This is a genomic window from Halodesulfovibrio sp. (assembly GCF_015482765.1).
Lineage (GTDB): Bacteria > Desulfobacterota > Desulfovibrionia > Desulfovibrionales > Desulfovibrionaceae > Halodesulfovibrio.
In genome coordinates this window covers 1-23,150 of sequence record NZ_JADMLB010000020.1, presented here as the reverse complement: position 1 = coordinate 23,150, position 23,150 = coordinate 1, and the positions used below count along the sequence as shown (strand labels likewise).

Annotated in this window: 21 protein-coding genes and 1 other RNA gene; 8 read left to right on the top strand and 14 right to left on the bottom strand. The window is 44.4% G+C overall.

The features are described 5' to 3' along the window. Nucleotides 1–5 precede the first annotated feature (5 nt). The 6 genes from recO to QZY95_RS03430 all read left to right on the top strand — a co-directional run bounded on the left by recO (nt 6) and on the right by QZY95_RS03430 (nt 7,396). Nucleotides 6–743 (top strand): DNA repair protein RecO, encoded by a 738-nt coding sequence (recO, locus tag QZY95_RS03455; protein WP_290919374.1) that lies wholly within the window; start codon nt 6–8, stop codon nt 741–743. A gap of 68 nt (nt 744–811) precedes the next feature. After that, nucleotides 812–1,693, top strand: a complete 882-nt coding sequence (gene glyQ / locus QZY95_RS03450) for a glycine--tRNA ligase subunit alpha (RefSeq protein WP_290919372.1) — start codon at nt 812–814, stop codon at nt 1,691–1,693. A gap of 18 nt (nt 1,694–1,711) precedes the next feature. Beyond that, complete coding sequence (glyS, locus tag QZY95_RS03445) at nt 1,712–3,802, top strand: glycine--tRNA ligase subunit beta (protein ID WP_290919370.1); 2,091 nt, start codon at nt 1,712–1,714, stop codon at nt 3,800–3,802. 143 nt (nt 3,803–3,945) lie between these two features. Beyond that, nucleotides 3,946–4,212 carry a 30S ribosomal protein S20 gene (gene rpsT / locus QZY95_RS03440; RefSeq protein WP_066852638.1) on the top strand — a complete coding sequence of 89 codons (267 nt, stop codon included), beginning with the start codon at nt 3,946–3,948 and terminating at the stop codon, nt 4,210–4,212. A gap of 330 nt (nt 4,213–4,542) precedes the next feature. Continuing rightward, nucleotides 4,543–5,940: a Trk system potassium transporter TrkA gene (gene trkA / locus QZY95_RS03435; RefSeq protein WP_290919366.1), complete on the top strand. Its 1,398-nt coding sequence runs from the start codon at nt 4,543–4,545 to the stop codon at nt 5,938–5,940. 7 nt (nt 5,941–5,947) lie between these two features. Then, nucleotides 5,948–7,396, top strand: coding sequence for a TrkH family potassium uptake protein (locus tag QZY95_RS03430; protein ID WP_290919364.1), 1,449 nt, complete (start codon nt 5,948–5,950; stop codon nt 7,394–7,396). 38 nt (nt 7,397–7,434) lie between these two features. Here QZY95_RS03430 and QZY95_RS03425 read toward each other — a convergent pair whose 3' ends face one another. From QZY95_RS03425 to QZY95_RS03395, 7 genes are all read right to left on the bottom strand, one after another. After that, nucleotides 7,435–9,384 (bottom strand): mechanosensitive ion channel family protein, encoded by a 1,950-nt coding sequence (locus QZY95_RS03425; protein ID WP_290919362.1) that lies wholly within the window; start codon nt 9,382–9,384, stop codon nt 7,435–7,437. Nucleotides 9,385–9,545: 161 nt separating this feature from the next. Next, nucleotides 9,546–10,220 carry an adenylate kinase gene (locus QZY95_RS03420; protein ID WP_290919359.1) on the bottom strand — a complete coding sequence of 225 codons (675 nt, stop codon included), beginning with the start codon at nt 10,218–10,220 and terminating at the stop codon, nt 9,546–9,548. 83 nt (nt 10,221–10,303) lie between these two features. Further along, a complete protein-coding gene (tilS, locus tag QZY95_RS03415) occupies nt 10,304–11,323 on the bottom strand; it encodes a tRNA lysidine(34) synthetase TilS (protein WP_290919357.1) in 1,020 nt (339 codons plus the stop codon). 23 nt (nt 11,324–11,346) lie between these two features. Continuing rightward, nucleotides 11,347–11,682 carry a hypothetical protein gene (locus QZY95_RS03410; RefSeq protein ID WP_290919355.1) on the bottom strand — a complete coding sequence of 112 codons (336 nt, stop codon included), beginning with the start codon at nt 11,680–11,682 and terminating at the stop codon, nt 11,347–11,349. Nucleotides 11,683–11,733: 51 nt separating this feature from the next. Next, nucleotides 11,734–13,041: a glutamyl-tRNA reductase gene (hemA, locus tag QZY95_RS03405; protein ID WP_290919353.1), complete on the bottom strand. Its 1,308-nt coding sequence runs from the start codon at nt 13,039–13,041 to the stop codon at nt 11,734–11,736. Nucleotides 13,042–13,046: 5 nt separating this feature from the next. Then, a complete protein-coding gene (gene ccsA, locus QZY95_RS03400) occupies nt 13,047–13,865 on the bottom strand; it encodes a cytochrome c biogenesis protein CcsA (RefSeq protein WP_290919350.1) in 819 nt (272 codons plus the stop codon). Further along, nucleotides 13,852–14,601 (bottom strand): bifunctional precorrin-2 dehydrogenase/sirohydrochlorin ferrochelatase, encoded by a 750-nt coding sequence (locus QZY95_RS03395; protein WP_290919348.1) that lies wholly within the window; start codon nt 14,599–14,601, stop codon nt 13,852–13,854. Before QZY95_RS03395 ends, ccsA begins: the two co-directional genes overlap by 14 nt. A 120-nt stretch (nt 14,602–14,721) precedes the next feature. Between QZY95_RS03395 and QZY95_RS03390 the strand changes: the two genes are divergently transcribed. Together QZY95_RS03390 and QZY95_RS03385 are read left to right on the top strand one after the other, a co-directional pair. After that, nucleotides 14,722–15,930: a glycosyltransferase family 9 protein gene (locus tag QZY95_RS03390; protein WP_290919346.1), complete on the top strand. Its 1,209-nt coding sequence runs from the start codon at nt 14,722–14,724 to the stop codon at nt 15,928–15,930. Then, on the top strand, nt 15,923–16,939 hold the full coding sequence (locus QZY95_RS03385; RefSeq protein ID WP_290919344.1) for a glycosyltransferase: 1,017 nt from the start codon (nt 15,923–15,925) through the stop codon (nt 16,937–16,939). Before QZY95_RS03390 ends, QZY95_RS03385 begins: the two co-directional genes overlap by 8 nt. Before the next feature lie 320 nt (nt 16,940–17,259). Here QZY95_RS03385 and ispD read toward each other — a convergent pair whose 3' ends face one another. The 7 genes from ispD to QZY95_RS03350 form a co-directional block, all read right to left on the bottom strand. After that, the gene (gene ispD / locus QZY95_RS03380; RefSeq protein WP_290919342.1) at nt 17,260–18,441 is read right to left on the bottom strand and encodes a 2-C-methyl-D-erythritol 4-phosphate cytidylyltransferase; all 1,182 of its coding nucleotides are present in this window, start codon (nt 18,439–18,441) and stop codon (nt 17,260–17,262) included. Between the two features lie 83 nt (nt 18,442–18,524). Next, nucleotides 18,525–18,888: RNase P RNA component class A (gene rnpB, locus QZY95_RS03375), an RNA gene on the bottom strand. A 10-nt stretch (nt 18,889–18,898) separates the two neighbouring features. Then, nucleotides 18,899–19,654, bottom strand: coding sequence for a C4-type zinc ribbon domain-containing protein (locus tag QZY95_RS03370; RefSeq protein ID WP_290919340.1), 756 nt, complete (start codon nt 19,652–19,654; stop codon nt 18,899–18,901). Nucleotides 19,655–19,710: 56 nt separating this feature from the next. Next, the gene (locus QZY95_RS03365) at nt 19,711–20,709 is read right to left on the bottom strand and encodes a Nif3-like dinuclear metal center hexameric protein (RefSeq protein WP_290919338.1); all 999 of its coding nucleotides are present in this window, start codon (nt 20,707–20,709) and stop codon (nt 19,711–19,713) included. A gap of 345 nt (nt 20,710–21,054) precedes the next feature. After that, on the bottom strand, nt 21,055–21,237 hold the full coding sequence (locus QZY95_RS03360) for a hypothetical protein (RefSeq protein ID WP_290919336.1): 183 nt from the start codon (nt 21,235–21,237) through the stop codon (nt 21,055–21,057). A gap of 416 nt (nt 21,238–21,653) precedes the next feature. Next, the gene (locus QZY95_RS03355; RefSeq protein ID WP_290919334.1) at nt 21,654–22,259 is read right to left on the bottom strand and encodes a DUF1641 domain-containing protein; all 606 of its coding nucleotides are present in this window, start codon (nt 22,257–22,259) and stop codon (nt 21,654–21,656) included. Between the two features lie 11 nt (nt 22,260–22,270). Beyond that, on the bottom strand, nt 22,271–23,150 hold an 880-nt coding region (locus QZY95_RS03350), incomplete at its 5' end, for an FAD/NAD(P)-binding oxidoreductase (RefSeq protein ID WP_290919332.1).

The window sequence follows — 23,150 nt, the reverse complement described above, 5'->3', positions numbered from 1 at the left end:
CTCTGATGGAATTTACTGAAAAAGTTATTATCCTCCGTATTGGAAGATTTAAAGAAGCGGACCTATGGGTCCGCTTTTTGTCTCCCACACGTGGAATTATGAATGCATTCGCTTTTGGCGGGTGTCGAAGCAGACGGCGTTTTTGCGGGTGTCTGGATCATTTAAACCGCGTGTTGTTTCGAGTAAAAGGCAGTAAGCTCGCAACATATTTTTCACTGGAGGAGGGGACATTGATGGACTCTCCGGATAACCTTCGTGTCAGCCATGAACGGCTCGGGTTAGCAGTGAACTGCCAAAAATTTATGGAAGCAATGGGTATATCTTTTGAAGGTGCCCCTGCTGCCTATAGCCTTTTTTCTGAAATGCTGGTGTTATTGAACGAAGCGGATTCGTTGGACAAGTTATGGCCGATTTTTTTTCGAGCACGCTTTGCTTTCGATCAAGGGTATAATCCTGAGTTACATGTGTGTCAGGTTTGCTCTAATTCTTTGAAATATCCGGTTTTTCATGTTCAAGAGGGGGTGCTGACTTGTGCAGCATGTGCAAGAACGCAAGGCCCAAGGTTCAGATTAAGTAAGGAATCTCTTGACGCTTTGCGATTTGTGCAGGAAAATTCTCCGCTTCGTTGGACAGAGCTTCAGCTTTCAGTAAAGGCTCGTAAAGAGATTTCAAGAGCTATTGACGGTTTTATCCAATATCATATAGGTCTTTCCTGGGAAAACGGAATGTTTAGACGCGTTTAGCGGAACATAAAGTTACCACAACAACTCGGCATAAGCCGTGTAGAGAATATAGTATTCAGGGGAACAACATGAACTTCCAAGACGTTATCCTCACCCTGCAGGACTTCTGGTCCAAACAGGGCTGTGTATTGCAGCAGCCGTTCGACATCGAGTGCGGTGCCGGTACGTTTAACCCCGCAACATTTTTGCGTGTTATCGGTCCGGAGCCATGGAAGGCAGCTTATGTAGAGCCTTCCCGTCGTCCTACTGACGGTCGTTACGGTGAAAACCCTAACCGTCTGCAGCACTATTTCCAGTTTCAGGCTATTTTAAAGCCTTCTCCTGATAATATTCAGGAAATGTATCTCGATAGCTTGCGTGCTTTAGGTATTGATCCTGCCGCACACGACATTCGTTTTGTTGAAGATGACTGGGAATCTCCAACCCTCGGTGCTTGGGGGCTTGGCTGGGAAGTTTGGCTGAATGGCATGGAAGTAACTCAGTTTACGTACTTCCAGCAGGTCGGCGGTATTGATCTTCACCCTACAAGTGTAGAAATTACTTACGGTCTTGAGCGTATCTGCATGTACTTGCAGGAAAAAGAATCTGTGTACGATCTTATGTACAACGACACAGTGACATACGGTCAGGTTTACCACCAGAACGAAGTGGAAATGTCAAAGTACAACTTTGAACACAGTGATCCAAAAATGCTTCTTGAACTTTTCAATATGTTTGAAAAAGAGTGTAAGCAGCTTTGTGAGAACGGACTTCCGCTTCCTGCATATGACTACTGTTTGAAGTGTTCACATACCTTCAACATGCTTGATGCCCGTGGCGCGATTTCCATTACAGAGCGTACCGGCTACATTGGTCGTGTACGTGCTCTTGCTTCTGCTGTTGCCCGTTTGTACGCACAGCAGCGTGAAGAGCTTGGTTACCCGTTGATGCCTGCAAAAAATAACGATTAGTCCATAGGAAGAATTGAGATGTCCTTATTTATTTTGGAAATCGGCACAGAAGAGCTTCCCGCCCGTTTTCAAAAGGGGTTGGAGAAAGAATTAATTACTCGCCTTTCTAGCTTTCTCAAAGAATCCAATGTGGAATTTGATAAGGTAGAATCGCATGTAACCCCTCGTCGTGCTGCTGTTATGGTTTACGACATTGCTCAGGTTCAGAAAGAGAGTGAAGAAGTAATTCCGGGCCCTCCTGTTCGTATCGCTTATGATGCTGACGGTAATCCGACCAAAGCTGCTGCCGGTTTTGCGAAAACTCAGGGTGTAGACCTTGCAGATGCATTCCGCCTTGAAACTGATAAAGGTGAATACCTTGCAGTGCGTAAAAAAATGGGTGGCGCAAAAACTGCTGACCTGCTTGCAGCTTTTTGTCCTGAGTTGATTGCACACCTTCCATTTGCAAAGAAAATGAAGTGGGGCGATCAGGAATTTACTTTTGCCCGTCCAGTTCGCTGGGTGCTGGCAATGCTTGACGATGCAGTTGTACCATTTGAAGTTGCTGAACTTCAGTCTGGCAATGAAACATACGGTCACCGCGTTCATGCCGCTGGTCCCTTTGCTGTGGCAAATGCTGCCGACTACTACGCAACAATCGAAGAGAAATGTGCTGTAGTACTTTCTGCTGAAAAGCGTCGTGCAAAAATTATTGAAGAAGGTAATGCTCTCGCTGAAAAAGCGGGTGGTCGTATTATCTGGAAAGACAGTTTGCTTGATGAAGTTCAAGGGCTTGTAGAGCATCCAATCGCCTGTCTTGGTGATTTTGATGCTTCCTTCCTTGAATTGCCTCGTCAGGCATTATTAACCAGCATGCAGAGCCACCAGAAGAGTTTTGGTGTTGAAGATGCACAAGGTAATTTATTGCCGCACTTCCTGACAGTGCTCAACACAACTCCTAATGAAATGGAAGTTGTAAAAGTAGGTTGGGAACGTGTACTTCGTGCTCGTCTTGAAGATGGTCGCTTCTTCTGGAACACAGACCTTAAAGTCGACATCGATACTTGGTTGGAAAAGCTCGACAGTGTTATTTTCCTTGCTCCATTGGGCAGCATGGGGAATAAAACTCGCCGTATTTCCGGTCTTTGTGCTGAAGTTGCAGCAAAGGTTGCTCCTGAAATTGCAACTGATGCTGAACGTGCAGGCCGCATTTGTAAGGCTGACCTTGTTTCTGAAATGGTTGGCGAGTTTGACAGCCTTCAGGGTATTATGGGCGGCATCTATGCATCCCGCAAAGGTGAGACAGAAGTAGTAGCTCAGGCTATTGCAGAACAATATTTGCCAGCTGGTCCTGATTCTCCAGTACCTTCCACAATGGGTGGTGCTTTGGTTTCTATGGCTGACAAAGCTGATACACTTGCAGGTTGTTTCGGGCTTGGTATGATTCCTACCGGTGCAGCAGACCCGTATGCTTTACGTCGTTGCTGTCTTGGTATCGCTCGTATTATTATTGAAAAACACCTTCGTATTTCTGCATCAGAGCTGTTTGCTGCTGCTCAGAAACGCTACGAAGGTATTGCATGGAAGCTTGAAGAGAAGGAAGCACTCACAAAGTTGAATGAATTCTTTGCTCAGCGTTTGAAGAACTACTTTACCAGCAAAGGCTATGAGACCCTGTTGGTTGAAGCTGTTCTTGCGGCAGATTCTGATGACGTATGGGCAGCAGATGCCCGTTTGAAAGCTCTTTCTGCTTACAGTAAAGGCGAGGGCTTTGATCAGGCTGTTCTTACCTTCAAGCGTGCTGCAAATATTATCCGTAAGCAGGGTAGTGAAGCCGGCGTTGAGCTGAGTGGAACATACGATGCTGCTTTATTTGAAAATGACGCAGAGAAGGCATTTGCAAAGGCACTCGAAGATGTAGCGCCTAAATTTGCACAGCTTTGGGCTGAAGAAGACTTTGACGCACTCTTCGCGTTATTGGCTGAGCTTCGTCCAGCTGTTGATGCGTTCTTTGATAATGTAATGGTTATGTGCGACGATCAGAAAGTTCGTGCAAACCGATTGAATTTGCTGAGTGCTCTTGTACAGCAGCTTGGCCGTCTTGCGGACTTCTCTGCATTGCAGATGTAGTCTGTTTGTTTGCTGGGATACATTGATAAAAAATGGGAAATGAGTTGACAGTGCGCAGCTATGCGCGTAATGAGCTATTTCCCGTGTTCCAGTAAGGTCTTTATTTTGAATCTTACTACCATATAGTTCTGGAGGAAATTACCTTGGCTAACCATAAATCTGCCATCAAGAGACATCGTCAGTCCCTTAAGCGTGCTGCACGCAACCGCGCAATGAAAACTCGCGTACGTAACGTTGTTAAAGACGTTCGCGCAGCAGTACTCGAAGAAGATCTGGCGAAAGCTCAGGAAGCTCTCCGCGTAGCTAACGGTATTCTGGATAAAGCAGCCGGTAAAGGCGTTATCCATTGGAAAACCGCTGGACGCAAGATCTCCCGTCTGAGCAAGGCTGTTGCTGGCATTAAAGCCTAGTCTGTCCTGCTTGACTTTTCAAAAAAAGCCCGCTTTCAAGCGGGCTTTTTTTCTTTCCTTTTTTTCAATTACTCTGCTTGGTTGATGTTGTATCTTGAATCTGGTAAATTTTTTTATTGACCAAGATACCTTCCAATAAAAAGTGCTGATGTAATTGTTACGTCTGTTTCAATGCAGTGTAAAAGGTGTGGTGTGTGCACTTGTTATGCTGTTGAGATTTCAATTAGCTGTGAGACATTTTTAGTGGCAGGTATCTTCAAGTGGTCACTAATTCGGGGCGTATGCCCCTAACTTTTTTTATGTCTCACGTTTTTGGGAGTTACTCTCTTTATGCGTTTATTCCATCGGGAACCTAAGGTTGACCAGCTTAAAGTTGTTATCGTCGGAGCTGGCGAAGTTGGTTATCATATCTCACACAGACTTGCTCAGGAACATAAGCAGGTTGTTGTGATTGATCAGGATGAAAATGCGCTGCGAAGAATCTCAGAGGTTCTTGATGTGCAGACCATTCTTGGTTCTGGTTCCAGTCCAGAAGTGCTAAAAAATGCTGGCGCTGCTGATTCAGATATTTTTCTGGCAGTGACTGACAGCGATGAAGTCAACATTATCGCCTGTTTGTTCGCGAATATTATTGCGCCAAACGCAAAGAAGCTCGCACGTATTCGTAATGAAGAATACAGTGGATACAGTAAAGAGCTTTCAGAAAATCTTCTCAATATTTCTGCTATTATCAACCCTGAAGTTGAAGTTATTAAGAGTATCGATCGTTTGTTATCTATGCCGGGTGCTGTTGACTATAACGAGTTCGCAGCAGGTAAGATCAAACTGATTGGTGTTCGTATGGGGCATGGCCCGCTTCTTGATCAAACATTGATGAACTTTCGAAGCGTTGTGCCTGATAAAGACGTTATTATTGCTGCCATTGTACGTAATGACGCCCTCATTATTCCAGGTGGTAGCGATAGAATACAGCAAGACGATATAGTGTACTTCGTATGTAAGGACACAAGTATTGAGTCTGTTCGCAATGCGTGCGGACGTAGTCTTGATCCTATTAAGAACGCGTTTATTATTGGTGGCGGCAACATTGGTTTCCGTCTTGCCTCTCTCTTCGAGAAAAAAGGCATTCATACAAAGATCGTGGACTCTAACCCAGATCGATGCAGTGTTTTAGCCGAAAAACTTGATGCTCCCCTTGTGCTTTGTGGTGACGGGACGGATCAGGAGTTTCTGCAGGAAGAAAATATTGCAGAGATGGATGTTGTTATCTCCCTTACATCTGATGAAGAAACGAATATTCTCACTTCATTGCTTGCTAAAAATATGGGTGTGAAAAAGACCGTTACCCGTGTGAACAAGTTGGCGTACCAGCCTTTGATTAAGGCTGTTGGTATTGACCATTCGGTGTCACCTCGATTATCTGCGGTTAACTCTATTTTGCAGTATGTTCGTCAGGGTAAGGTGCTTTCTTCCGTATCCATCAGCGGTGAAGGTGCTGAAGCATTAGAGGCAATTGCCGAAAATAATTCAGAAATTGTAGGCAGGCCAATTAAAGATCTTCCTTTCCCGAAAGGTACGCTTGTTATCGGTATCATGCGTGGAAGAGAAGTGATTATCCCAAGTGGTGACAGTGTGATCCATCCTGATGACCGCATCATTATTCTGACTACTCCGGAAAACGTTGCACGAGTTGAACAAGCTCTGTTAGTAACGTTGCAATCCGTGTAGGTACTGTATGCGAGTAACATATTGCCTTTATATTATAGGAGCATTGCTTGGGGCTGTTGGTCTCACGATGTTCTTTCCTATTGGCTGGGCGTTGTATTATCAGGATGAGGGCTTGATCCCGCTGTTGCTTTCAACCGTGGTTACTCTTTGGAGTGGGGCTGCTCTTTTTTTGATGTTCCGTCCAAAACAAAAACTCATGATGAACCATAGAGAAGGGATGGCAATTGTAGCTGTGGGTTGGCTTGCTGCCGGCTTAGCAGGTGCTCTGCCGTTCTACTTCGGAAATGTTTTTCCAACATGGACTGACTGCGTTTTTGAATCAATTTCCGGTTTTACTACCACGGGTTCCAGCGTCATGACAGATATTGAATCTGTCGCAAAAAGCCTTCTTATGTGGCGTAGTTTAACTCACTGGTTAGGCGGGATGGGAATTATTGTCCTTTCCTTGGCCATTCTTCCTTTTCTAGGGGTGGGTGGTATGCAGTTGTACAAAGCTGAAGTGCCCGGCCCTGTGCCGGACAAATTGAAGCCGCGTATTAAAGATACTGCTGCTGCATTGTGGAAGGTATACGTTCTTTTCTCTTTCTTGCTCTGTGTATTGTTGATGTTTGGCGGGATGGATTTGTTTGATGCCATCTGTCACACCTTCGGTACAATGGCTACAGGTGGTTTTTCAACTAAGAATACTTCTGCAGGCTATTATGACAGCGCATATATTGATTGGGTTATCACAATCTTTATGTTTATCGCTGGTGCAAACTTTTCTCTGCATTTCAGGGCTCTGGCAGGCGATGCCAAGTGTTTTTGGAAGGATTCTGAGTTTCGATTTTATACAATCATAATTGTTTTATTTACCGCGATCATCACGTTTACGGTGTATGATTCAAATTATGATTCCTTTGCGTCGTCCCTTCAGTATGCAGCTTTTCAGGTTGTTTCAATTTGTACGACAACCGGTTTCGCGACGGCTGATTATGAGCAGTGGGCACCATTGGCTCAAGCGTTATTGCTTTTCCTGATGTTTCTTGGTGGTTGTGCCGGTTCAACCGGTGGCGGTATGAAATGTATGCGCCTTCAACTGCTATTAAAGCAGGGCTACCATGAACTGTTCAGGCTTGTTCACCCAAGAGCTGTTAAGCATATTAAGCTTGGCGGGCGAACTGTTCAGGCAAGTGTTATGTCCGGCGTGCTTGGTTTTTTCGTAATTTATTTGGCTGTGTTTGTTCTTTCCGGTTTTCTGCTTTCTGCAACAGGGCTTGATGTTCTCACCTCTTTTGCTGCGGTAGTGGCGTGTTTAGGGAATATTGGTCCGGGGTTGGGGTCTGTTGGACCGGCCGAAAACTTTGCTCATTTACCGGCATTTGCAAAGTGGGTTTTGACCCTTTGTATGCTTCTAGGGCGTTTGGAAATCTATACGGTCTTTATTCTTTTTGTTCCTGAGTTTTGGAAAAAATAAAAAAAAGCCTGATGAGCTATAACTCATCAGGCTTTTTTTTATCGACTCATTACCTTCACTGTTTCTTTTTTATCGTCTTCATCTTCTTCTGAAGTTTCAGGTAAGTCCTCTTTTTTTTCTTCGAGCGGTAATCCTTCGAAATCTTCTTCTGACGTCGGTGGGTATTTTAATCTGTCCAGCAGTTCATCATAACGTTGTTCTGAAGTGTTTGGATAAGGGTACTCTGTATCGTTTTGTTTCATATCGTTAAGCACACTTTCTGTAGGAGCAAGACTCTTTTTGTCACGGGCAAGGTAAATCGTTTGAGACGGGTATGCTAAATCAGTGCCGGCCTCTCGTATGATTTCACCTATCCTGAAAAGAAGGTCTTGGCGTACATCAAGGTACTCCTCCCATCCAAGATTACCGTTAATAAAGGTGCACACTCGTACGGTTTGTGCATGCTCGCTGTATGAGTCAAATTTTACTCTGTAAAGATACTTTGAAAGTACTTCTGGGTGTGCGACCAACATTTCGCGGATCTTTGCTAAAATCCACCTAAGTTGCGTGCCTGAAGTTTCTTGACGAATATGGATGTACTCATTGAAGCGGTATAAATCTCGGAGTGATATATTGACGAGCTGCATTTGGGAAAAGATTGCGTTTGGAATAGAGATTACAGTTCTGTCTCCGGCTCTGATTCGGGTTGAGCGCAGACCGATATGAAGAACTTTTCCCCATTGATTTTCAAAGGCACAATATTCACCGATACGCACTGGACGATCGGCAAAGAGTGTCAATCCACCAATGATGTTTTCAATTGTCGGTTTGGCAGCAAGAGAAACTGCAAGGCCTATCACACCAAAGCCAGTAACAATTGGAATAAGTGGAAGTCCTAAGTTTGATCCTCCATAAAAGAGCACACAAATTGCCATGAATATACTGCTTAAGTATGCAACCGTGCGAATAAGACTTGCATCAATTGATTGGGGGTTTACGTTTGGACTTGCTATAAAAATGTTTGCGGCGAGGCTTGCGCCGACAACAATCGCCCAAGCAGCACTTAACCATTTTATGACATCCAGTATGCCCGTAGTGTAATACAATGTGGCACCGGAAAGGTTGACGATACTTTCAAGAAAGTACATCAGCAAATATGCAAGTCCCGTAAGAAGAAGGGGGAGAGTGAGTTTGTAAAAATCTGAAAGAATAGGGCGATCCGGATCAATTCTATGGCTGCAAACTCTATATGTTGTTCCTACAAATGTTACGAGAAATATAAATGAAAGGGCGAGCATCAGCCATTGAAATGGGGTTTCGCCATAATAGATTTCAGAAGACATCCATGCAGGAATGAAGTGAAACCACTTTGGTGGAAGCAGGCTGCCCGGGGTTGATATATAGAACTGGAAAAAGTCTTCCGTATCATGGGTTTTGTAGGGAAGACGTTTCGCCATTTCGTATAGCTCTGGAATCTTACCTACGGTTTCAGCACTGAATAGGTATTCTCCATTTCTTAGCCCTTCCGTGATTAACACCATTTCAATTGGTGTCTTGGGGATTCTCCAGAAAGGTATTTCTTTTCGCCCAAGATTATTACCGGCGGGCACCATGCCGAGGTCGGGCAGATTTATTCTATCCAATATTTCTTTAAGTTGGATCACAACCTCTTTTGAATATTCTTCACGGTATACTTCTGGGATTTTAGATAGATCAAGGCAGTCAATTGCCTTTTGAAAATACAAATTTGCCTCTTCCTGTAGTTTTAGAACTTCAGGTGTATGAGTAAAAATTCGTGAGGAATTCATATCAAGAACAAATGCTTCTTGGAGAATGGCAAATGCCTTTGTAATGTTATCAAGATAACTTGTAAGTGTCGCCTGCGGGGTAAAGGTGTTTGGCGGAGTAAGCGGGTTATCCATCATGTCGCTTGAATACGCTGTAGACTGGAAACCCAGCAGCAGGATAAGAGTAGCTGATAGAAATATTTGATAGATTGTACGAGTCATTTTTCGCTCCCGAAACTATGGTCAAAAGATAACACTCTTAACTTTACCGAACGGGTGTGAAGAAGACACAGTATAAGGTGAATTTGTTTTTTGATTGTTCTGTACAAATAAAAAGACCCCCTGCCGTTAGACAAGGGGGCTTCGCATAGTAGTACGATATACTAGGAAAGCTTGGAGATGAGGGTGTCTTTGATGGATTCAATAGAACCTTCACCATCAAGCTCAATGTATGTTGTTTCGCCTTTTGCTGCGAGATCTTTGTAGAAGTACGCTGCAGCAAGAGTGCCGTCACTTGTGTTGTAGTAGATGTCGTGACGTTTGTTGATTGCATCTTCGTCCTGATCGTCTGCACGAGCAGAAAGAGCACCGCCACAGACACGACATACGTCGCCGTTTGGCTTAATAGGCTCAATGAAGATGTTGTTAGGGTGGTTGTTGTCGTTTTCACAAAGACGACGACCCATGATGCGGTTTTTAGCAACTTCGCGAGGAAGAAGGATTTCTACAACGTAGTCAAGCTTAATGTTTTCAGCTTTAAGAGCTTCATACAGTTTTTCAGCTTGAACCATGTTGCGTGGGAAACCGTCAAGCAGCCAGCCCTTAGCACCGTCTACTTTCAGAGTTTCAAGAACCATAGGAATGGTGATTTCGTCAGGTACGAGGTCACCGCGGTCGATGTATTCTTTAGCTTTTTTGCCAAGCTCAGTTCCGCCGCCGATGTGTGCGCGGAAGATAGCACCGGACTCAATGTGAGCCATGCCATCGTACTTTTTCTTAATGAGTGCGCCCTGAGTACCTTTACCACTGCCGTTTGGTCCAAAAATGAGAATGTTCACCTCATTCCTCCTTGTCATTTATTTCACAAATGAAATACAGCAGGCTGTAACGTCTGTCAATCGCAGAGAGATAAAATAAATAATCATCGGTAGCTAAAACAAATAGCACCCTTTCGAATAGTGGCAATTTTATTACCGGGGAATTGCACTGTTTTACCTCCAACATTCGCTTGCCACGCTGCATCCAGCGCAAGCAGGTTGTGTTGAAGGGGCTGACCGTTGCCCATGCTGTCGAGAATAGCTTTGTATACGCGCAGCCTTGTGGCTTTTGACATCGTTTTAAGGTCTTCTTTGAGCAGCTTCGGTGTCGCTAAGTCAGTCTTCTCAAGGTGTTGCTCAATTGTAGCCTTCCAGTGATCGGTATCAATCTGTGCAAGCTCCCAAAGAGATGTAATTGCATCAAGAAAGGCAGGGTTCTCTTTGCATAACAATGGGATAACTTGTGATCTTACGCGGTTGCGTAGGAAATTTTGGTCTTTGTTTGAAGTATCTTCACACCATGTAAGCGAGCAGCCCTGTGCAAAGCGTATGAGTGTCTCTTTAGAGGTTGCAAGAAGTGGTCGTAATATTCTGCGATTATTACATTTTCCTTCCATTCCTCCTAGGGCTGGCCACCCCGTTCCGCGTATCAGGCGCATGACAATGTCTTCTGCTAAGTCATTTGCATGATGTCCTGTTACTATCCAGTCTGCGCCAATATCGTTTTTCACTGTTTTTAGAAAGGAATAGCGGAGTAGACGTGCTGCTTCTTCGATTCCTAGCTTATGTTGTGAAGCATATTGTGCAACATTTTGGGAAGAGGTTCTCAGGGGGATGCTGAGATATTCGCAGAGCTTGCGGACGTGCATTTCTTCAAGAGGAGCCTCAGGGCGCAGTTGATGATTGAAATGTGCGGCCTGAAGAGAGAAATTATTTTTTTTAGCTAAACATGACAGGATGATAAGTAAAGATGTGGAATCTACACCGCCGGAAAGAGCAAGCAAAATGGTCCTTTTTTTTAAAGAGACAGAAAGCTTGCTTGTGATAAAATTCTCAATCCCAAGACAGAGATGAGCAGCCTTGGGATTGAGGTCTTGTAATTTCGACGGAATTTGGTTGTTCATAGCTAGTTTAGCAGCAGAGTTACCTATACGTAGATATCCAAGTCTAACAACATGTCATCAATGTATTTGATCATGTGTGCACGCAGCTCTTCTGAAGCATAAGAGACACACTCACAGCGTAGTTTATTACGTGCGCGAACTAATAATTCAAGACGAAGAGTTGAGCCTTCAATCTCAACGGCTAGACAGTGCGGTCCGCATTCTGCAGCATGCTCTTTTTGAACATCGGAGAGCAGGTTGTGCGGACATGGGAGCCAGTAGATGCCTTCCATAGCACCAGTAAGTTCCATGTCGTTTAACCGTTTTTTAATCGCCTGAATTTGTTCACCGGTAAAATCTTCGAGCAGGTAAAGTCGCATGTGAGAGTAGTTCCTTTCAGTTCAGCGTTAGAAATGAGCTGCCTTAACAAATTAGCGTCTACGATGAGGGTGCGCTTTTTCGGTCACATTATCTCTATCCAGATTGAACATGCGCCGGGTGATATCAATATATCGTTCTCCGGCTTCTTCTTCCTCGTAGCGTCGCTTCAGGAAGCTGATAGGTTCATGGTTTACCTTTTTCGAAATGGAATTAATCATTTCGCGCAGGTGCATTTCCATTTCTGGAGTAGCGTTTGGAATATGCTTCAGCGTTTTAGCCAGCTCTTCTTCCATGATTGCATCAGTTCTGTCGATAAGGTCAACAATTGTTGGCTGAAGATTGAGAGATTTAAGCCACTTATTAAAAGTGACGGTTTCACATTCAACAATCCTGCGTGCCTTGTTGGCTTCTTCCTGACGCTGCGCAAGGTTCTCTTCAACAACTTCTTTCAAGTCATCAATGTCGTATAAGTAAACGTTATCCAATCCGTTAACGTCAGGGTCAATATCGCGAGGTACTGCAATATCAATAAAGAACATAGAACGGTTCTTACGTTTTTTCAGAACCTGCTTAATATCCTTAGCACGGATGACGGCTTCGTGTGCACCTGTAGAGGAAATGATGATGTCAACTTTTTCAAGCTGCTCAAACAGTTGATCGAAAGGTATTGCTTCCCCGTTGAATTGTTCTGCGAGAGCCTGACCGCGTGAGAATGTACGGTTTGCAACATACACTTTACTGATGCCGTTGTTGAGCAAGTGTGTTGCAGCAAGTTCTGCCATTTCACCGGCACCGATTAGCATCGCACTGTGTTCGCTCATGTCGCCAAAAATGCGTTTCGCTAATTCAACAGCGGCATAGGAGATGGATACTGCGCTTGAAGCGACACCGGTTTCAGTTCTGACACGTTTTGCAACAGAAAATGCTTTATGAAGTAGTCTGTTAAGCACAACTCCTGTTGTGTTTTTATCAACAGAGTCATGGTAGGCATCTTTAAGCTGTCCAAGAATTTGTGGCTCGCCGATGACCAAAGAGTCGAGGCTTGCTGCAACTGTGAACAGATGAGTGACAGCATCCAACCCTTTATGTTTGTAGACGTACGGAGCCAGCTCTTCAACCGGAAGGTTGCGAGCTTTTGCCCAGCATTCAAGTACGTGGTCAATGGCATTTTCGCCTTCCGCAACAACGAGTAATTCTACTCTGTTACAGGTAGAAAGCGTAAGTGCTTCTTTGATACATCCTTCAACAGGCACAACGCCTTCTTCAAGATGTTTACAGTCTGTAAGAGCGAATTTTTCGCGGACTTCAACACCGGCGGTCTTATGGTTAAGACCAATGAGATAAATATCGCGATCCATATTGATTACTGAAGAAAGCTATGGTGTGTTGGTGTAAAGATATTAATGCCAATTAACGAGAACATGCAGATACTAAATATCCAAATAGCTGCACGCGCTGCCTTGCGACCGCGCCATCCCATAACGAGTCTTTGATGGAACAGCCAGGCGTAGACAAACCAGACGCCGAGGGAAACAATTTCCTTCGGGTCACCGCTAAGTATTCTGCCCCATTCAATTCGTGCCCAGATGAATCCGGTAACTAGACCAACTGTGTACAAAGGAAAACCGGCAACTACAGCAAGTTGGTTAACTTTGTCAAAAGTGGTGAGTGCAGGCAGTTCTTTTTCAAATTCACTAAGAGGCTCTTTTGATTTGATTTTCTTTTCAAGCCGTGTGAACAAAATTCCAGCCCCAAATGCCATGGCAAGCAAGCCGAAACTTAAAAATAGAGTTCCGATGTGCAATCCAAAGAAAGCACCAGACCAGGCTTTTGGCAATTGTGAGGCACCCTTAGCATGAAATGAACCAATAAAAAGCACTAATGCTAATGGGGAAGCGGTAAGCGATAAAAAAGAAAGTTTGAATCGCCACCACATAAAAAAGTAAATAAGCAACAGGCTCCATGAGAGCATGGAGATATAGTAACCGGAAGGCAGTGCCCATCCGTTAAGTGCCATGGCATACCCGAGCAGAATTGTGTGTAATCCGAAGCCGATAATGGTCAGGGCATTTGACAGCTGCTTCAGCTTGGGGCTTTTTACAATAGAGCCGGTAAAAACGGTTAAGGCACCCAGACAATACAACGTAACGACGACAATAGAGAATAGCTCAAATGAGCTCATGGAGTAACGCTCCTATGTTAGAATGCAGTGTCACCGGAAGGGTAGACCGTAAAATAGATTCAGCCGCGGTTCGATCTTTATTCTGAATTGCTTCTGCAATGTCAGATGAAACTACGCTGCGGAACACGGCTGTGTTCTGTGCAGTATCATTTGCCAGTTCAAGTATCAATGGACGAATCCGTCCCAAGAGCTTGACTACAGGGGCGTATTTGTCGCCGACTTGTTTTTCAAGCTCCCTTTTTATCTTACGGGAAAGAGCCGGACTTGCTCCTCCTGTGGAAAGGGTGATCAATAGATCGCCTTTTTCAATATGCGCAGGAACAGTGAAAGACCCTGCTGAAGGATCATCTATCACATTGCAAAGAATATTCTGTTCTGCACATGCTTTGGCAATTGCGTTATTAACCGCACGGCTTCCGGTTGATGCAAAAACAAGCATTTTACCTGTAACATCGCTTGCTTCAAAACTCCGCTGGGCGTAGGAAACAAGTGGACTATCAAGAAGTGTACGTAAGTCCTTGTCCGTCACTTCATTAAAAGCAAAGGTGTCCAGAACCGTAATTTGTTCAGGATTTGCTTTAAGAAGTGTGGCAAGCTTTCGCTGGCCGACTTTGCCGAGCCCTACGATAAGGCAGTGCTTACCATGAAGGTCTAATAGAAGAGGATAATAGCGCATACCTGTCTTATATAGTGTGTGCTTCATCTTGTAAAATGCTGCTTTTGGTAAGTCATTCATGAAAAAACAAGTCTAATCCCTTGCAATAAGAAAGTGTCACTTTGGCTTTTTTTTAAAAGCCCCTTGTTCGTTGCATGAATACAGAATGGTCACGTTATGAAAAACAGTTCCAGTAGTACTATGAAAAAATTTTGTGTGATCCAACTAGGTACGTTGTCAGACTTACTTCAGACAAAACGTCTTATCCTTTCGTTGTGCCGCGGGCAGGCAGATGTCCATCTATGTGTCCCTGCTCCTTTTGCTTCAGCGGCCAGCTATCTTTATCCAGATGTTACGCTGCATTTGATTGATACTTCGACCGAATTTGTCGAAGACTCTCTTCGTGTTTTCTTTTCAGAAAATCACTTTGCTGCCGTATACAACCTGCATGATTCAAAAAAGAGTTTAGTGCTTGCCTCCATGATGTCAGTGGACAGAACATATGGTCATTGGGAGAAGCAAGGGCGTAGTTTTCGAAGCCAGTGGTTAACCTGTAACTCTCGTGTACAAGGACGTAAGCGTTTTTTGAATACAATGGATGTATGGGCGCACCTTGTTTCACTCCCTGTTCCATCACATACAGTTAATCCGATTGCTATGCGTAAGGGCGGAGGGATTGGGATTGTGTTACGTGATGAGTTTGGCCGTGTTTTACCCATTGCTGTGCTGGCTGGCTGTATTAATGCCGTCTGTACGGCGAGTCGTGAAACAGATGTTGTTTTATTCGGAGAAAGTGCTGACGAGCCTCTTGTAACTGAGTTGTTACCCTTCTTAAAGAGCTCTGTTGCCGCAAAAACAGTTATTCGTTGTTTTGAATCAACATTTGAAGAAGATGCAGAATTAATAGCCAGTCTAGACATGTTGGTGACACCTGAATCACCTTTGATGCATTTAGCTGCTCACTTGGGTACTCCCGTTAATGCATTCTTTCATTCTTCAGCATGGTGTATGGAAAATGGCCCCTACGGGCTGGGACATAAAGTCTGGCAGTCAGATGTCGCTTGTGCCCCGTGCGTACCCGTAAAGGATTGTGCTGAAAATTTTGTTTGTATGCATGTTTTTGGTGAGGAAAAATTGCAGCGATTTTTGGCTGGTAAGATCGATAGTGAGTATCCTGAGTTTGTTACAGGGTACGTCTCAATGCTGGATGAAGTCGGCGTTACCTACATGCCAGTTTTTGGTACAGAAAAACATGCCGAGGAACGGTTGGCATTTCGTGGGATTGCATCGGAATTCCTTGGTATTACAAAAATAAGCAAAACAGTACTAGCTGGGCGTGAGAATTTTTATGCAGAACAGGACTGGTTGATGCCGAATTGCTTAGTGGCAGAGGAGGAAGAAGATGTTTAGTTCAATGAAAAAATTTCTTATTGTACCTCCGTTGGATGGCTCCTCAGCATGTGTTGTTACCGGGTGTGAAGAAGCCTTGAAGCGTTTAGGGCACACGGTTGTTTTATTCGATTCCTCGGCATGGTTTTCCATGTGTTCTGCGCTGCAGCGGTTACCTATTGGCGTGCAACAGCAAGATGTATTTTCAGGTCGGGCAATAGATTTAATAGCGCAATCCATTTTGGCAGTAGTTGAATGCCAAGATATTGAGTACGTGCTTGCGTTTCCTCAATCGCCCCTTAATTCCTCTATTCGAAAAGAAATGCAGAAACAGGACATCACAACTGTTCTCTGGATGACTGAAGAGTATGGAACGTTTCCTTTTTGGCGTAAGCTTGTTGAGGGATACGATGTTGTTGCCACTATTCAGCATGAACCATTTATTAGTGAGCTTTCAGTTCTTGGTCACACTCCTGTGTATTTGCCGTTTGCTGCAAATGGAGTGTGCTGTACGCCTGTGAGTACGCATACAGCTGCTGAGGATCTGATCGTTGTACTTGGCGATGCCAGTGATGAACTTGCCAATGTTTTAACGAAGCATATTGATAGAGGGATGGTTCTCTGGGGAGATGGTTGGGATGCATACGAGCAGTTTGTCCCCTATTATCAGGGAAGCTTGGGAAGACTCACCAGATCTGAGCGTAAAGCATTGTATAGAGATGCGGCTGTGATTGTAAACTTGCATTCACCAGATATAGGCTCCGGTGATGCGGTTAATTTGGAAACATTTGCCATTGCAGCCTGTGGTGGTTTTCAACTCGTGGATAAGCGGATGCTCATGGAAGGAATGTTTTCTTATGAAGAGCTTGTCATATTTGAGTCAGCAGAGGAGCTGTCCGAGCAATTAACAGAGTTTGTAGATGATCGAAACTCTCGTTTGGAATACGCTCGAAATGCACAGAAGTTGGTGTTGGCAAAACATACGTATGATCACCGGATGAAGACGTTACTTTCTGAGCTGACCTCATAATGTTGTGTTATGTGCGCTGACCTCTCGCGTGATTGGTAATCATCAGTGAGTTTGTTTTCTCATTTGATGTTTAGTCTTTGTTGAGAACAGGGTAAAATTTTAGCATAGATAAGTTGAGGCCTTAGCCGTCAATACAAAAAGAAACGCCTGATGGTTGCACTTGTGAGAGCGGTGCAGACCTCAGGCGTTTTATATTTCCGGTGTCGAAAGAAAAAACTTCATCGCACAATAGAAAGACAATGCGTTTATTAGAAGAATCTTTCTATGAATTCTGTTTTATGAAATGATAAAGTTGTTTCTAATGGTATCTTATTCGTCGGTTAACTTCGAAGCGCCATAACAGCAGCTACAGCCTTGATTCCTTTTTTCTCACCAGTAAAACCAAGTTTTTCTTCTGTCGTAGCTTTTACATTTACTTGATCAGTATTGAGTTTAAGCATTCGGCAGATATTTTTTTTGATTTGCGGTTTCCAAGGAACAAGTCGGGGAACTTGAGCAATAATGGTTAAATCAACATTAGTTAACCGGTAGCCGCGTTTGAGAAACTTGTCATAGACTTCGTTCAACAAAACGCCACTAGAAATATTATCAAATTCTTCGGAAGAATCTGGGAAGTGTTCTCCAATATCCCCTTCGCCCATACAGCCGAGAAGGGCGTCACAAAGAGCGTGGAGCAACACATCGCCGTCAGAATGTGCAACAACTTCCGGAGCACCTTGAATCGGAATACCTCCGAGTTTCATTGGTCGTCCTTCACCATAGCTGTGCACATCGTATCCCCATCCGGTAACAGGCACGGGTATAGAAATCTGTTTTGATTCAATCATCGTTAAATCTTCCGGAGTTGTGATTTTACTGTTTGTTACTTCGCCATCAACAAAAACAACTGGTTGACCAGCTTGTTCTACGATGGAAGCGTCATCAGTAACTTCCCATCCTTCTTCACGACATCTTTCATGAACTTCCACGAGAAGTTTTTTCTCAAAACCTTGCGGAGTCTGACATGCTCTGAGTGTAGAGCGGTCAAGGGTGTGGCTGATGCTGTTTGCTTCTGCAACTTTTATGGTGTCAGTAACTGGAATGGCAGGAATGACGGCTTGGTTCTCGTTTTCCAGAGAGTCCAAAAGTGTGTTTGCAAGTTTTGCAGAGAAGAAAGGACGTGCAGAGTCGTGCACAAAAACATGTGTACATTGGGAAGGAAGTGCCTGAAGACCATTATAAACCGAATCCTGGCGGCGGGAACCACCTGAAACAACTTTCCATGGCAAGCCAAGGCGTCGGCCGAAATCAAGGTTTTTCAGCGTGGTTGTCGCCTCTTCTATATCTTCTTCAGGAAAAACGAAGATGAGGCCGCGCATTCGTGTTGTATGAGAGAATGTGATTGCGGAGTGCCAAAAAAGCGGAGCACCTTTCCATTCAAGAAATTGTTTTTTTACGCCGTTAGTGGCTGATGAGAGTCGGGTGCCTGAGCCGGCGGCAAGAATGATGGACCAACAATGCATTGGAAATTCCTTACATGTTCTGAATGGTAGTGATGAAAAAGTATAGCATATAAAAAAAGGGTGCGATGCACCCTTTTTTTAAAATATGGAGTCAGGACGATAAGCCGGGTTTTGTCTCCCTCCGAAGAGGGCGGTTATCATTCGTCTAGGATTATGATTACTCATAACCTCAAGCAACCTACCCGAAAACAACGACCGGGCCGGTCGTAACTGTTTTCCTATTTGGTCTTGCTCTGAACGGGGTTTACCTAGCCTACCATGTCACCATGGTACCTGGTGAGCTCTTACCTCACCGTTTCACCCTTACCGGCAGTAAACTGCAGGCGGTTTGCTTTCTGTGGCACTCTCCGAGGATCACTCCCCCTGGGCGTTACCCAGCGCTCTGCCCTTTAGAGCCCGGACTTTCCTCCCCGCACAATTGTGCGCGACGATAACCTGTCCAACTCCAAAATATGTTTTATGCTTCTTCAGCTGCAGCTTTGTCTGCTTCGCTTTCAAAGTGCTCAGACCAGTAGATCAGGCGCTGGCAGTTTGGACAGCTGAGGATCTGATGACCTTTCTGAAGCTCAATGTAGCTCTGAGGTGGAATCGCAATGTGACAACCGTTGCAGATCTGCTCTTTAACAGAAACAATAACAGGGTTGTCCAAGCGGGAGCGGATAAATTCGTAACGGTTGAGGATAGGAGTAGGAACTTCTTTACCTGCAACGTTGCGTTTTTTATCTAACTTCTCGAGAACTTTGTTTGCTTCTTCAACACGTTCTTTAAGACTGGTTTTCTTTTCTTCCAAGTCTTCTTTGATGATGCTGTAGCGCTCATCCATGTCAGAAACAGCCATCTGCTGGCGATCAAGTTCTTCACCAAGAGCAAGCTTTTCTTCTTCACGAAGGCGGTTAAGCTTTTCAAGGTTGTCCATTTCGCGCATCATTGCATGGTATTCTTTAGTGTTACCAACAAGCATGAGCTTGGACTTGCTTTTCTTAACTTTAAGAGCATCGCTTTCGATTTCAGTGTTGATGCGTTTCTCCTGTGCCTTGAGGTGGTCAATTTTCTCAAGGAAGCGGTTGCGCTGGTTTTCAAGCGCATCAAAGCGTTCTTGAAGAGCTTCAACTTCTTTTGGAGCTTCATCAAGTTCGCTGGTGATACCAAGGATTTCATCATCAACAAGCTGCAATGCAACAAGCTGCTCGATTTGCTTTAAATACAGGCTCAAGGTTTTTTCCTCCTGAAAACCATAAAAATTCGGACTCACCGAAACTGTGAAATTTGCTACTCTGCGAATGGGCCAATCAAACGCATAGGATCCTGCGCAGGCAGGAAAAATATTTCGAGATCTTTCAGTTCGCTTGCAAGTTGCAACGCAAACTGACGCATCATTTCTTCTTCAAGGCTGAAGTGTCCAACATCAAGTATGCATCCGGTTGTGTCCAGTGCCGCGTGATATTTGACATCGCCTGTAATAAATACATCCGCACCCATAGCAAACGCTTTCGGGGCAAAATCGCTACCGGAGCCAGTACAATATGCAACAGTCTTTACTGTTTCCGGCACAGGTCCGCTTTTTACCCAATAATCACGATTTACCACTGAGGCAAGCTGCTCAGCGAATATGCCAAAAGATACAGGTTTTGGCAAAGTGCCTATAGTGCCGAAGCCAAGGCTCTTTGAGTCTGCATCAGGTGAGGATGGTATAAAAATAGGCAGCTCATCAAGGTCTGCCGCAAGCAGGGCTAACACTGCTGCACGGTGTTCTTTATTATATGTTACGTTGATTAATTGTTCAACAGAACGAACACTGTGAATATGCGGGTGTTTTTCCCACGCTGTAATTTTTTCTGCAATATTGTGCTTTGTTGAAAAAGCTACTGCTTCAGGCTCAAAAGTGCATGAGGATCCAAGCAGTTTGCAGTTCTGTAACTCGAGCGTTCGTGCCAGCCATCCGGCAGGACCCTCAGGATTTGCATCAAGCGATGTATGTGCACTGTATAAGCACATGTCATATTTAATAAGCGCTGATACAATAGAAAAATGTGCATCCAGTTTATTCATGTATCGAGGCTTCATAACCAGAGGGTGGTGCGTAAGTACAAAGTCGGCACCATGTGCAATTGCCTGCTTTATGGTTTCTTGAGTTGGATCAAGTGCCAGAGCGACTTTTTGAACATCGTTTTTCGGGCTAGGAACCTGAATACCACAGTTATCCCAAGTGGCTGCCCCACAAAGAATGGCTGTTTCTTCAATTTTTTTGATAAGATCGGCTGTTTTCATAAACTATCTCTCAGCAAGTTAAAAAGGCGGTAACATTGTCGCCTGCAAAACAGCGTTAGTATCAACGAAAATGAATAATAAATCCAGCAATAGCGAAAAAAAGCAGTGTAATCTTTACCGGTCAGCTGTTGCTGTTGATAGAAAAGAGTTTGTTTCCGGATTGGATGTATAATTCCGGATCAATTCACCGCATTCGCAAAGCGGATGTGTGCTATGACATAACATGCGAGGATGGTCAAGAAAAGTATGCAGACCGTGCCTTTGAAAGGGCAATGAGGGGGGGGAGGGCTGGGAGAGAATATGTAAGATCCTCCTGACCTGTCTCAGAAGGATCTTAGAAAATTATTACCTTTTTTTGCAAGGCTGCCACATATCCCAATCCATTGGTTTATTAGCAGCAATCTCTTCACTTGCACGTTCTGTATTGTTCATACGTTCGGCAGCTTTTTTAATCCAACGTTCTTTGTTCTGTGGTTCCCAAAGGTCATTCCAATCTTTAGGACAGTTAGCAGTTTTCGGTTGTACCATTTCCCTTACCTCCTGTTTGAGCGTGCTCATAGACAGATTGGGCAATCTGAAAGATGAACGTGTGCAATGGGGAAGTAGCCATCACCATTGCACTATCTGATTATACACTAAATCATACTCCACAAGTATGATATAAACGCAAAAAAATATCGACACGCGCAGCGAACAAAAAAATGTTCGAAACTAGTAGGAATTCACTGATGGCGCACACACATCGCCTGTCAGGATTCAAGAAGTGAATTCTAAAAACTCATTCTATGGAACCAACGTTACAGCATAGAAAAATTTGATTCAACCTTTTTCCTACTAAAAGTGTAGGAATTTGAAAAACGCTATATTGAGGGGAAGGACGCGGATAATAAAAAAAGCCCTCTGTTTGCGCAGAGGGCTTTCTAATTCGATATTGTAGCAGCTTATTATGCTTTTTCTTTGCCAAGAGCAGCAACGAGTTCCATAACAAGACCGAGTGCCTGCTTGGATTCTTTGGAGTGGAGTTTTCCAACCATACCAAGCGGGCTGACAGGCTGAGCATTTTCGAGATCTGCGTCGCCCATTTTTTCAAGGAGTCCGGCAAGTACTACCAGACCATCGCCCATACGGCCGATTTCTTCCGGTGAGTACTGTTCGGTGATTTTGCCCATTGATTCTGCAAGAGCATTCATAGATTTGAATACACCTTTTTCATCAAGTTCCTGGAACTTGCCGATGGCAGCGAGGAAAGTAGGCTTAATCATTGGCTCAGTAAGAGCCCAGATGTCTACGAGGTCATCAAGACGCTCAAGTGCCCATGTAATGTTGCGAACGCTCATAACAAAACGTTTCAGCAGGGCAGAGAGGTCATCAAGTTCACAGCGGTGCTGGAGGGAATCTAGCTCTCCCAGCATCACGTTATGAAGAGTGTCCCGCATAATCGGGGTTACTGTTGCTCCCAGTTCAGCCATGGTCTCAGCGCGACTGTGCATCATGCTGATTTTTTCTTCCATGGCCTCAAGGCGAGCCAAGATGAGTTCTTCGTTGGTCATAGTAGGCTCCGCTATTTGTTTTTACGAACGTCGATTTTGCCAGCCATGTACATGTTTGGCTCAAACGGAAGCTCGTGACCTTTCAGCATGAGGTTGTAGTAAACCCAGCGGAACATCTGCTTGCCGTAGTAGTTCATACGAGTATCGCCGAGAAGATCGAACGGACCTACACCTGGAAGTGGGAACTTACCTGGAAGCGGCTCAGTTTCGTAGTTAAAGTCAATGAGAGAAGCTTTTTCAAGGCTGGTTACGATAAAGCAGTTAGAGTGACCATCAAATTTGTGGTGCGGTGCGTTACCGTTGATTTCAGCAAAAAGGTTCTCACAGATGATGTCGCACTCAAAGTGAGCAACGGAACCAGCTTTAGAAGTTGGAACGTTGGTTGCGTCACCGATAACGTACATGTTCTCGTGCTCTTCAGCTTTGAGAGTGTGGTTATCTGTTGGTACGAAGCACATTGCGTCACCGATACCGGAATCTTCAAGAACCTGCTGGCCGAAGTTTGGTGGGATAGATACGAGCAAGTCGTAGTTGATCTCTTCACCCATTACGTCAACAAGTGCTTTGTTCTTGGTGTCAACGCTATCAAGAACAAAGTTAGGTACGATGTTAATACCTTTTTCTTTACAGAGACCACCGAGGATTCTGTTCGCTACGGACTTGGTGAAAGCACCGGTAAGCGGAGTAACGAGTTCGATTTCAATGTTGTCACGAACGCCGCGCTTCTTGAAGAAGTCGTCTGCCATGTAAAGGAATTCAAGCGGAGCAACAGGACATTTGTAAGGTGTTTCTGCAATGTTAAGAACAAGTTTACCCTTGGTGAAGTCATGCATCTTAGGAGTAAGTGCAGCTGCTCCATCAGGGGTGTAGAAGTCGTGGATATCACCACGC